This window comes from Sphingobacterium alkalisoli (assembly GCF_005049105.1).
Taxonomy (GTDB): Bacteria; Bacteroidota; Bacteroidia; order Sphingobacteriales; family Sphingobacteriaceae; genus Sphingobacterium; species Sphingobacterium alkalisoli.
Genome location: NZ_SUKA01000001.1, coordinates 1,443,345 through 1,455,944, shown reverse-complemented (window position 1 = coordinate 1,455,944; position 12,600 = coordinate 1,443,345). Strand labels below are relative to the sequence as shown.

Here is a 12,600-nt window from a genome sequence, read left to right as displayed (position 1 = left end):
GCTAACTTTGTTTCCGACATGGAGACGACAAACACATTGGTATTACCTGGAGGATATTGTAATTCTAAGAACACTTATTCTAGATATAAAACTAGAGAAGTGTCTATCGGCGATATTCCTATGGGTGGAGAAAATCCTATCCGTATACAAAGCATGACCACAGTGGACACTATGAATACACTGGGATCTGTAGAACAGGTAATTAAAATGGTAGAAGCTGGTTGCGAATATGTGCGTATTACCGCTCCGAGTATTAAAGAAGCTGAAAACCTTTCCAATATAAAGCATGAGCTTCGTCTCAGAGGTTATAACGTACCTTTGGTAGCCGACATACATTTTACACCTAATGCAGCCGAAGTGGCTGCAAGAATCGTCGAAAAAGTAAGGATAAATCCAGGGAACTATGCCGATAAAAAGAAATTTGACGCGATAGATTATACCGAGGCTTCATATCAAGCTGAATTGGATCGTATCTATAAAAAATTTGCTCCACTAGTAAATATCTGCAAAGAATACGGCACAGCGATGCGCATAGGTACAAATCACGGTTCTCTCTCTGACCGTATCATGAGCAAATATGGAGATACTCCAGAAGGAATGGTGGAATCTGCATTGGAATTTATACGTATCTGTGAAGATTTAAACTATTACAACCTCGTGGTATCCATGAAATCTTCCAATCCACAGGTAATGGTCCAAGCCTACAGGCTTCTTGTAGAAAAAATGACTGCTGAAACCATGAATTACCCACTCCATCTCGGTGTGACAGAAGCGGGTGATGGAGAGGATGGCCGTATTAAATCGGCTGTGGGAATCGGAACTTTATTGGAAGACGGATTAGGAGACACTATACGTGTTTCCTTGACAGAAGAACCTGAAAAAGAAGCTCCTGTAGCCATAGCCCTAGTAAACAGATATTCCAAAAGAGCAACGGCATTGAGCAAAAATGAACACCATCCTATTTTGAATATTTCTTCGTCCGATGAAACCAAAGCATATGTATCTTCAGAAGTAAACACTTTTGTTGGTGGATCATTGGTTCCTCGAATTATTGTGAATATTTCGAAAGAAAATTTAAAAGATCCTTTTGTTCTCCATGCCGTAGGCTATAAATATGATGCTCTGTTAGACAAGTATCACATGGGAGAACAATCGGTGGACTTTGTCTATTTAGGGGATCAACTTCCGTCATTTACCATGCCTGGCAATCTCAAGCAATTATATGATTATAAAGCCTGGATTAACTTAAAGTCAAGAAGCAACATTCATCCGATATATAGATTAGACGAGTTTAATCATGCAGCGGAAAAAGATGCTGTACTGAATGTCGTCTACATATCGAATGCGCTTCTAGCATCTGAGGCGTTTGCCGACTTTCAAATAGACAAGACTGTCGTTTTTTTATTAGAAACCGATCATCTTCTTGGGATGGCCGATCAGCGCCAATTTTTTGCAAATATCCAGGAAATGGAATTAGACGTCCCGGTTATTATCAAGAGATCGTATCCCTATGATGAATTCAACGGCCCCGTGGGTGACATGATGAATCCTGAAGAACCTATTTCGAAAATTCAAGTATATGCAGCTACCGATCTTGGCGCACTTTTGATTGACGGTTTAGGCTCGGGCATATGGATCGACTCTCCTGCTACACCTGTGGACAATCTAAGCTCTCTCTCTTTCGGGATACTGCAAGCGACACGTTCTCGTATATCTAAAACAGAATACATATCCTGTCCAAGCTGTGGACGCACACTATTTGACCTTCAAGAAACTACGCAGATGATAAGAAGCCGTACCAACCATTTGAAGGGATTAAAAATTGGAATCATGGGGTGTATTGTAAATGGTCCCGGAGAAATGGCTGATGCCGATTATGGATACGTAGGTGCTGGTCCAGACAAAATAACACTTTATCGAGGAAAAGAAGTTGTGAAAAGAAATGTGAGCTCGGCTAATGCATTAGATGAGCTTATAGGCATCATAAAAAATGATGGCTTATGGATCGATGCAGAATAATGCGAGCGCGTCCTAATTAGAACGCGCTCGCACAATGAATTAATATTATTATAAGTTGATATAAAATTATCGTATGGACATTCGTTTTACCACGGTCTCTGCCCCCACTACAACACGCAGAAAGTAGAATCCTGGCGTTATTTTGTCATTGTTGTCAAAAGAAAAAGATTGATTTCCACTTTCTAACGTAGAGTTTGACAAATTCAAAACTTCATTTCCTAACGCATCCATCAATTTAATGCTTACCGTACCTTGCTTAGCTAGTCTAAAAGAAACATTAATCTGTTGAGAGACCGGATTATAAAATACCTTGACATTATTAATGTTTTTATCGTTCTCCTCTTCATTCCCAAATGACATCGTGTTATACGGAGTCGTAGGCCCGAGATAAACATTAGCACCACTAGCATATACCGTAGTAACAGAAATCAATAACAAGATATTGAAGACTCCTAATTTTACTATTCTGTGGATACTAAATTTCATTTATAGTTCAGACAATTAAAGGTGTCATTTGGTTTAATCAAAACTATGACTTTCAATCCAAATAACCTAATACAAAAGTAGTTTATTACCCATGTAATTTTAATATTTTTTTAAAAAACCACTTATTTTAACAATTTTTAACAAGAATAGACGTTACCCCAATATTTCGTGTTAACTTGGCACAATTTTTTAAACGATCTTTTTATACAATTCAAAATGGCAACAGACCATCAGCATTCCTTAAATCGACTCAGCCTAGGGGGCTTATTAGTAGCATTAGGTATTATTTTTGGTGATATAGGTACTTCCCCTCTCTATGTATTTAAGGCGATATTCAACAAAGGAATAATAGATTCCGATCTGGTCATTGGTAGTATCTCCTGCGTTTTTTGGACACTGACACTCCAAACAACCGTAAAATATGTTATTATCACCCTTAACGCAGACAATAAGGGTGAAGGCGGTATTCTCTCACTCTATTCCTTGGTGAGAAGAAAAGCCAAATGGTTAATCATTCCAGCTATTATTGGGGCTTCCACTCTCCTCGCCGACGGCATGATTACACCAGCAATTACTATTTCTTCAGCCGTGGAGGGTTTGGCGATTAAAAACCCCGATTTCCCTACAGTTCCTACTGTGATAGCCATTATTTCTTTGTTGTTCCTAATTCAACGATTTGGCACATCCATCGTAGGTAGGATATTTGGTCCTTTAATGTTTATCTGGTTCTCCACCATTGCAGTCATTGGCTTTAGATATATTGACCATGCGCCCCAAGTGCTCAAAGCGATTAATCCTTATTATGCTATCCAAACCCTTATAAATTATCCCAACGCACTCTTTATAATTGGAGCAATTTTCTTATGTACTACAGGTGCCGAGGCTTTGTATTCAGACATGGGCCATTGCGGGAAAAAAAACATCCGTATCAGCTGGATTTTTGTGAAGCTATCCCTCCTCTTAAATTATTTCGGTCAAGGAGCCTGGCTACTTTTGCATGAGGGTACACAAATTGGCGAAACAAATCCATTTTATGCAATTATGCCAGATTGGTTCGTAATCTATGGTGTTACCATTGCTACAATAGCTGCTGTAATTGCGAGTCAGGCAATGATTTCCGGATCGTTTACACTCATATCAGAAGCCGTTAGGCTTAATATTTGGCCTAAAGTAGCCATCCGCTATCCTTCAGATCAAAAAGGTCAATTATACGTTCCATCTATTAACTTGATTTTATTTGTAGGGTGTATGCTCATTATCTTTGTTTTTCGCGAATCTAGCAACATGGAAGCGGCATACGGTCTCGCTATCAACTTAACATTTATTACTACTACCATATTGATGTGTTTCTTTCTACTTCGAAAACATATTAATAAAATTTGGATCATTTTATTTGCAATCGTTTTCTTTACCATTGAAATTACATTTTTATTAGGCAACGTGATCAAAATAGGACACGGCGGATGGCTTACACTCTTACTGGCCTCCACTATCTTTGTTACCATGTTTTGCTGGTACGGCGCTCGTAAAATTAAAAATCGATATGTTCGATTTGTTGACATTAAAGAATTTTATCCATTAATAACAGAATTAAGTGATGATCTTTCCGTTCCGACATTCGCGTCTCAATTGGTGTACCTGACAAGTGCTAACAATAAAGAAGAGATAGAAGCAAAAGTTATGTATTCAATCATTAATAAAAAACCAAAACGTGCTGATGTATACTGGTTGGTACATGTAGATGTAATGGATACACCACATGCCAGAGACTATGTAGTTACGCAATTGATTCCAGGAAAATTGGTTAGAATCGATTTCAAATTAGGTTTTAGAGAAGAACAACGCATCAGTCTTCTCTTTCGTAAAGTAGTTGAAGATATGGTTAAAAAGGGCGAAATTGATATCACGAGTCACTACAAAACGTTAAATAAATACAAAATTACAGGCGACTTTAATTTTGTTGTACTCGAAAAAATATTCAGTAAAACCGCAGATCTAAACTGGGGAAACAGAATCATTATAGAAATATACAAATTACTTAAACACTTTAGCTTGAGTGAAGAAAAAGGTTTTGGATTAGACAGCAGCTTTGTTACACTAGAGCGGGTACCACTCAATATTCCTAATACAGACAATATCCAGTTGAGAAGGCTTAAATAAAGCAGTGGAGTTCCGCTGCTTTATGCTATTCTTTCACGCGATTAAGTTTCGAGTGCCGATATCCGTACATAAAGTAAATAACTAATCCGATGGCAAGCCATATGATAAAGATCAACCAGTTGCTCGCCCCAAGTTCGCTCATCAAGTATAAATTAATTAATATTCCGGTAACAGGCAAAAGAGAAAAGTTGTACTTAAAACTAAATATACTCATCAAGAACCAAGTCCCCCAGAATACTACTACCAACGACTTGTGAAGTATCATGTGCTTCGTTCCTAGAGTTTTCCATTCAGAAAGTCCCTCCTGACCATACAGGTTCAATAGTATTAGACCAATAAAAAAACCTATCCCTACGATGTACTTACCGTTAACATAAGGCACCTTGAATTTGGAACTTTTGGAAAGGCCTGAATGATCCATATATAGCACCCCCCCACATACCAATATAAACGCGAAGAAAGTTCCCACACTAGTCAAATCGACGAAAAAATCCATCTTCATAAACAAAGCGGGAACAGCAACGACAACTCCGGTCACGATTGTCGCATAGGAAGGTGTTTTATATTTCGGGTGTATTTTAGAAAACTTTTTGCTTAGTAATCCATCTCTGCTCATCGTCATCCAAATACGTGGCTGCGCTAGTTGAAAAACCAATAAGGCCGATGTAATGGCAATGACGGATGTAACGGAAATAATGCCCGCCATTTGATCGAATCCTACGTAATGAAAAACATAGGCTAACGGATCTTTCACATTTAGTTCGGAGTAATTAACCATGCCTGTCAATACAAGCGTAATGGCTACATACAAAACAGCACATATCACAAGGCAGTAAATCATGGCTTTAGGTAGATCGCGTTGTGGATTTTTACACTCTTCCGCTGTTGTCGAAATGGAATCAAAGCCGATGAAGGCAAAGAACACCGCGGCAACCCCACTCAATACCCCTCCCATACCCTTCGGTGCAAAGGGGGTCCAGTTTTCCGGCTTTACAAAAAATAATCCACCGAAAATAACAGCGAGAATGACTCCTATCTTAATGACGACCATTATATTGCTGGCACGCTTAGATTCTTTAATTCCAATATAAACCAGCCAGGTTACAAAAACCGTGATCAATCCGGCAGGAAGATCGAAAATTATTGGAAATCCCGCTATGCGCGGAGCTGTTTCGAACGCCTGCAGTCCAATTTTATCAATACCGCTTAGGTTTGCTGTACCTACTTCCAGCATTTTGACATGTGCTTCAGATGCATAGGCTGGTGCCATCGTTAGCCAACGGGGTATATGGATACCAAATCCTTCGCACATCGAAACAAAATATTGCGACCAAGAAATGGCGACTACCATATTCGAGACGGCATATTCTAATACCAATGCCCAGCCAATTATCCACGCAAACAACTCTCCAAATGCTACATATGCGTAGGTATAAGCACTTCCCGAGACCGGTACAGTACTCGCAAATTGTGCGTAAGATAATGCTGTAAAAACACATGCAAATGCGACAAAAACAAAGAGCAAAGACACCGCAGGACCTCCGTTATATGAAGCTAAACCAATTGTGCTAAATATTCCTGCACCAACAATCGCAGCGATACCTAAGGACACTAAGTCTCTTACGCCCAAAATTTTTTCTAAACCCGACCCGTGAGATTTCGAATCCGATAGGATTTGTTCTATGCTTTTCTTCCTGAAAAGTCTATTTGCCATAATAGATTAAAATTTGCTGACCACAAAAATGATAAAATAACACCAGCTATTCTATTTTATCTTGAATTACTAGAAAGATTTCCTTGTAATTTTTCAAATAATTGACCTCATAATTTATCAAATGATTGGTTAATTCAAGTACATGTTGTTCGCTTTCCTTAAAATCCCAAACTCGTCGACAAATACTAAAAAGTACATAAGAGATATTTTTAATATCGTCATATTGTGCAATATACTTTGATGTAATAAAGCCTTCATAATACACAAAAAAACGATCAATATCTATGCCTCCCAACACCTTAAGAAAAGATTCCACAGCTGCATGGTCGATTGAGGCCAAATGCTCATATAATCTATTCACATTCAGAATATGATGTTTAATGAGCAGATGATCTAACAAAAGTTCTAAACCAATATGAGCAAGAAAAGACGCTCGGATCGGTAGATCCTGTACAGTCTGCTCGATTTCTTTACGTAGGGTGTGCGTATGCATGTAGAAAAAATCGGAACTGTGAAATAATTTATCGACCTCTACATGTCGGTTCCATCCCTCATATAAAGCAGTACTTTTCGGATGAAAGTGCAGCTGATTTTCGTATTTATGAATTTGAAAAGAGTAACTTTTATCTAAATTTCTAAGTAAGTCTGGCAACAGTGCACCTAACACTTTCTCCGCATCCTGTGCAAACCGTTCAAAATAAAAATGAGATAGAAAATTCACCGTGCAAAGTTAATGTAATATTACGTATCGTAAGATACGGCTTAATCTTGTATATTTGCAATCTTATTAAAAAATTCTAAATCATTTCACATGAGTTTTGTAGAAGAATTACGTTGGAGAGGCATGCTTCAAGACATCATGCCCGGTACAGAAGAATTATTGAATAAAGAGAAAGTCGCAGGGTATATAGGCTTTGATCCAACAGGTGATTCTTTACATGTCGGACACTTGACGCAAATTATGACATTGATTCATTTTCAGAATGCAGGACACAAACCTGTTGCATTAGTAGGTGGAGCTACTGGAATGATCGGTGATCCTTCTTTTAAATCAGCGGAAAGAAACCTTTTGGACGAAGCCACCTTACAATACAATGTAAATTGTTTAAAAAACCAGTTGTCTAAGTTTCTAGCATTTGGAGAAGGAGACAATGATGCAAAAATGGTAAATAATTACGATTGGTTTAAGGACTTCGGCTTTCTAGAATTTATTCGTGATATCGGTAAATTGATCACTGTCAATTACATGATGGCAAAAGATTCTGTTAAAAAACGTCTCGAAGGCGATAATGGTCTGTCTTTCACAGAATTCACCTATCAACTGATCCAAGGATATGATTTTTATTATTTGTGGAAACATCACAATTGTAAAGTGCAGATGGGCGGATCCGATCAATGGGGAAATATCGTGACTGGTAGTGAAATGATAAGACGTCAAGATCAAGGAACGGCCTATGCCATTACGACACAGTTGATTAAAAAATCAGACGGACAAAAATTTGGCAAGACAGAATCTGGTGCAGTATGGTTAGATCCTAAAAAAACTTCTCCATTTAAATATTACCAATTCTGGTTAAATACGTCGGATGATGATGCCAAAAATTGGATCAAAATTTTCACCCTGAAATCAAAGGACGAGATCGATCAAATTATTGCAGAACATGATGCTGCTCCACATACGAGATTAATTCAGAAGTCATTAGCAAAAGACATAACTATCCGCACACACTCTGAAAAAGATTATGAAACAGTACTAAAAACTACTGACTTTCTATTCGGCAATGGCTCTTTAGCATTTTTAGCACATTTAGACCACGAAGGTGTCTTAGAAGTGTTTGAAGGTATTCCCCAATATACGGTAAGTAGGATTGATTTAGAAAAAGGAATTAATATCCTCGATTTGTTAGCCAATGATACGCAGGTATTTGCTTCTAAGGGAGAGGCTCGTAAAATGTTACAAGGTGGAGGCGTTTCTTTGAATAAAGATAAATTAAATAATATCGAACAGATTATTACTACTTCAAACTTAACAGGTGGCAGATATTTAATCGTTCAAAAAGGAAAAAAGAATTACTTCCTAATCATAGCTGAATAAATTAAAGGTGCTTTGGCACCTTTAATGTTTTATAATTTTCGCCTCTAAGCCTGTTTCTCCAGCGCCGACGTTATTTTTATTTCCTTTAATTAACAACGTATATATTCCCTGATTTTGAGGCTCAAAGCTTAGCTCCAGCGTAACGTCCGAATTCTCATCTGTAATTTCCAAATTATACCCGATATTAATCGGTAAGTTGATAAAGGAAGACACCTCTTTATACCCAACACGCTGAAAAATCACATTTCTCTCATCTGAAAAAACCTTCATAGATGCGACATTTCCCCCTAGATGAACCACACGTAATTTAGCCTGGCCTTTAGCGGGCAATAACACATTATCTTCCGATTGAAGCAGTTTCAGCCCCCCTTCTCGGTAAACAAATACACTATACACCCTGTTTGGATGAAATGTGAGCTGTTCTTTATGCACCTCTTGTTTTGTGCCAGAATAGCTCGTCAATGCGAATTCAACATCCCCAGAATAGGTATTTCTATAAGGAATATGCTCTCCAAAAAACAACTTATCAGAAGTATTATTTATTCGGGTTGAATTCACGAACACGTCCATGCCACTCGATCCCGGCACTGCATTTACAACACCCACCGACGACAAATTAACTACACCGTCGTGCATCTCATCTATACTTGCTTTATTACAGGCAAATAATGTCATAGATACAACAGCCCAGAAAAAAAACAATATCTTATATACCATAAAATTTATATGAGTAATTATTACACATGAATAAAAACGTTGTAGCGCGAACAATTGCTACAAGTTAACAGAAATACATTTTAACACCACACTTTTTATAGCTATTTTTTTTAAGTTTGTACGGAGAGAATTATCACATTTTCATGGCATATAAAGGAAATACATTCAAAAATAGTAGCCAATCTAGAAATTCTAAAGAGGTCAAGGATTCTACTAAAATCACCTATAAAAAAAGAGATTCGTTTGTCAAATCATTTGATAATATAGATTTTTCAGAGGGTCAACGCAAAATTCTGAAAATACTTGGTTTGCTGTTATTATTAACAGCCTTTGCATTTGCCGTATCCTTCGTTTCGTACCTATTTACATGGAAAGAGGATCAAAGTTATATCGCGACTAGCAATGGAGGATGGAATACCTTATTCAGCACGAATGAAGAAATAACAGATGACACAATAGAAACAGCTGTTGTACGAAATAAATTAGGTAAACTTGGCGCCCTATTATCCAATCAATTTATATATGAATGGTTCGGAATAGCTTCTTTCATATTTATCTTAATGCTTTTCGTAGTAGGATATAAGCTGATATACCGTAAATCTATACTTCCCATTTGGAAAACACTCCTATATTCAGTTTTAGGTATTATCTTCTTATCGGTAACATTGGGCTTTATCCAAGATTATATTGCAGAGACACCCCATATTCTGGAGGGAAAATTTGGATATTGGACTAATCAGTTACTAAATGCACAAATCGGCAAGTTCGGCGTGGCCGGTTTGTTGATATTTGTTTACCTTACGGTTCTTATATTGATTTATAATTTTGATCTCAACTTCTCATTTTTTAAAGAAAACACAACCGAAAAAAAATCCAGATATGGAGGTGATGTTGAAGAGGATAACGAAAAAACTTCCTTTAAAGAAAACGCGATAAAAACTAGTCCTACCGTCTCTTCTGCTAAAACAGCAGTTATACCTAATGTAAGTTTCGAACACAATTACAAAGAGCAAGAGCTGGATGAAGAGGAAGTGACAGATAACGTGCATTTTGATAGCAGACCGTCTTTCACCCAGAATACCCCGAAAAGTACGGAACCTAATCGCCAGGAAATCGAACTCTCGTTGGATACTCCTTTAGAAATTGAACTTCCAAAACAACCCGACGAACCAGTTTTAAGTGTAGCGGAGGTAAAAGAAGAAAAAGCGATAACAGCAAATGACCTTGTCGCGGAATTTGGAGAGTACGATCCAAAACTTGATCTTTCAGGCTATCAGTATCCGACTCTCGAACTTTTGAAAGAATATGGAAGTGGTAAAATAACGATCAATCAATACGAGTTAGAAGCGAATAAAAATAAAATTGTAGATACATTGCGCAACTACAATATTGAAATCGAGCATATTAAAGCCACCATCGGCCCTACAGTAACTCTATACGAAATAATCCCGAAACCAGGCGTCCGTATCTCAAAGATAAAAAATCTGGAAGATGATATCGCGCTAAGTTTAGCCGCATTAGGAATTCGTATAATCGCCCCCATGCCTGGAAAAGGAACAATTGGTATTGAAGTACCCAATAGTAACCCTGAAATGGTCTCTATGCGTTCGGTTCTAGCAACGGAGAAATTTCAAAAGACCGACATGGATTTGCCCATTGCATTAGGTAAGACTATTTCTAATGAAGTCTACATCGCTGATTTGGCCAAGATGCCTCACCTATTGGTAGCAGGAGCTACCGGTCAAGGTAAATCTGTCGGTATAAATGCTATTCTGACGTCTCTATTATATAAAAAGCATCCGTCGGAACTAAAATTTGTATTAGTAGATCCGAAAAAAGTAGAGCTATCCCTCTTTAAAAAAATAGAACGTCATTTCCTTGCCAAACTACCCGGCGAGGAAGATGCTATTATTACCGATACAAAAAAAGTAATCAATACACTTAATTCTCTTTGTATCGAAATGGATCAACGTTATGATCTGCTTAAAAATGGGCAAGTACGGAATTTAAAAGAATATAATGTAAAATTTATCAATCGTAGATTAAACCCTGAGGAGGGTCATCGATTCTTACCCTTTATAGTTCTTATTGTTGATGAATTCGCAGATTTGATGATGACAGCCGGAAAAGAGGTTGAAACTCCAATTGCCCGTTTAGCGCAGTTGGCTCGTGCAGTAGGTATTCACTTAGTAATCGCAACGCAGCGTCCTTCTGTGAATATTATTACAGGTACCATTAAAGCTAATTTTCCAGCGCGTCTGGCGTTTCGCGTATTATCTAAGGTTGATTCGCGAACGATCTTGGATTCAGGAGGAGCCGATCAGCTTATTGGACGTGGGGATATGCTTCTATCGACTGGAAGTGATTTAATTCGTATCCAGTGTGCTTTTGTAGATACGCCTGAAGTTGAAGGAATATCTGATTTCATCGGAAGCCAAAGAGGATATCCGTCGGCATTTATGCTTCCAGAATATGTCGATGAATCTGGGGAAGGGAGTGGCTCGATGGATTTTGATATGTCCGATAGAGACCAACTTTTTGAAGACGCTGCTCGACTTATTGTCATGCACCAACAAGGTTCGACATCCCTAATTCAGCGCAAGCTAAAGTTGGGATATAATAGAGCAGGACGAATCATCGATCAATTAGAAGCCGCTGGAATTGTTGGCCCATTTGAAGGAAGTAAAGCTAGAGAAGTATTGTATCCAGATGAATATTCATTAGAGCAATATTTAGAAACATTAAGAAATCAAAATTAGATGATGAAGAGATATATTTTAGTCCTATTATTCGCCTGTGCTACTCTTTATACGAGTGCCCAGTCGGATGCTGGTGCAAAAAAGATGCTGGATGCAGTAGCAAAAAAGTATGACAGCTATACAACGGCACAGGCCGATTTTGATTTTCTAGCCACTGACACTGACAACAAATCCTATTCAGATCAAGGCACATTATACCTAAATAAAGGTAAAAATCAATATCAGATTAAACTTCAAAACCAACAACTTATCTCGGATGGTCATTCTGTATGGACAGTCTTGAGAGAAGAAAAAGAAATTCAAATAACCGACGCAGATAATAGTACAGATGCTATCGGCCCGAACAATCTATTTACTTTTTATAAAACGGGCTTCAAATATATAGGAATGTCTGATGAAAAAGTAGGATCAAATACATTATCCGTTATTGAAATGGCTCCTCTGGACACAAAAAAGAACTACTTTAAAATTAAGGTGCGTATAAATAAAAATAAACACATCCATGATGTTAGCATTTATGACAAATCGGGTTCGAAATATACGTATACGATCAAAAACCTTTATGTTAATCATCAAATTCCAAATTCACAATTTGTATTTAACAAGAACAACTATTCAGATTTCGAAGTCGTAGACTTGCGGTAATTAAC

At 37.7% G+C, this 12,600-nt stretch carries 9 protein-coding genes; 5 read left to right on the top strand and 4 right to left on the bottom strand.

All coding sequences use genetic code 11. The features are described 5' to 3' along the window. Positions 1–18 precede the first annotated feature (18 nt). Positions 19–2,019, top strand: a complete 2,001-nt coding sequence (gene ispG / locus FAZ19_RS05465) for a (E)-4-hydroxy-3-methylbut-2-enyl-diphosphate synthase (RefSeq protein WP_136819670.1) — start codon at positions 19–21, stop codon at positions 2,017–2,019. A gap of 66 nt (positions 2,020–2,085) precedes the next feature. Here ispG and FAZ19_RS05460 read toward each other — a convergent pair whose 3' ends face one another. Continuing rightward, positions 2,086–2,505: a T9SS type A sorting domain-containing protein gene (locus tag FAZ19_RS05460; RefSeq protein ID WP_136819669.1), complete on the bottom strand. Its 420-nt coding sequence runs from the start codon at positions 2,503–2,505 to the stop codon at positions 2,086–2,088. A 216-nt stretch (positions 2,506–2,721) separates the two neighbouring features. Between FAZ19_RS05460 and FAZ19_RS05455 the strand changes: the two genes are divergently transcribed. Then, on the top strand, positions 2,722–4,665 hold the full coding sequence (locus tag FAZ19_RS05455; protein ID WP_136819668.1) for a KUP/HAK/KT family potassium transporter: 1,944 nt from the start codon (positions 2,722–2,724) through the stop codon (positions 4,663–4,665). Between the two features lie 25 nt (positions 4,666–4,690). On the opposite strand, the gene FAZ19_RS05450 is transcribed toward FAZ19_RS05455, so the two are convergent. Beyond that, positions 4,691–6,379, bottom strand: coding sequence for an amino acid permease (locus FAZ19_RS05450; RefSeq protein WP_136819667.1), 1,689 nt, complete (start codon positions 6,377–6,379; stop codon positions 4,691–4,693). Between the two features lie 46 nt (positions 6,380–6,425). Next, a complete protein-coding gene (locus FAZ19_RS05445; protein ID WP_136819666.1) occupies positions 6,426–7,100 on the bottom strand; it encodes a hypothetical protein in 675 nt (224 codons plus the stop codon). 90 nt (positions 7,101–7,190) lie between these two features. Between FAZ19_RS05445 and tyrS the strand changes: the two genes are divergently transcribed. Beyond that, a complete protein-coding gene (gene tyrS, locus FAZ19_RS05440) occupies positions 7,191–8,474 on the top strand; it encodes a tyrosine--tRNA ligase (RefSeq protein ID WP_136819665.1) in 1,284 nt (427 codons plus the stop codon). A 21-nt stretch (positions 8,475–8,495) separates the two neighbouring features. Here tyrS and FAZ19_RS05435 read toward each other — a convergent pair whose 3' ends face one another. After that, a complete protein-coding gene (locus FAZ19_RS05435) occupies positions 8,496–9,191 on the bottom strand; it encodes a DUF4397 domain-containing protein (protein ID WP_136819664.1) in 696 nt (231 codons plus the stop codon). A gap of 143 nt (positions 9,192–9,334) precedes the next feature. On the opposite strand from FAZ19_RS05435, the gene FAZ19_RS05430 reads away from it, so the two are divergent. Together FAZ19_RS05430 and FAZ19_RS05425 are read left to right on the top strand one after the other, a co-directional pair. Further along, complete coding sequence (locus FAZ19_RS05430; RefSeq protein ID WP_136819663.1) at positions 9,335–11,950, top strand: FtsK/SpoIIIE family DNA translocase; 2,616 nt, start codon at positions 9,335–9,337, stop codon at positions 11,948–11,950. Then, positions 11,951–12,595, top strand: coding sequence for a LolA family protein (locus FAZ19_RS05425; protein ID WP_136819662.1), 645 nt, complete (start codon positions 11,951–11,953; stop codon positions 12,593–12,595). It abuts the gene before it with no gap. Positions 12,596–12,600 lie beyond the last annotated feature (5 nt).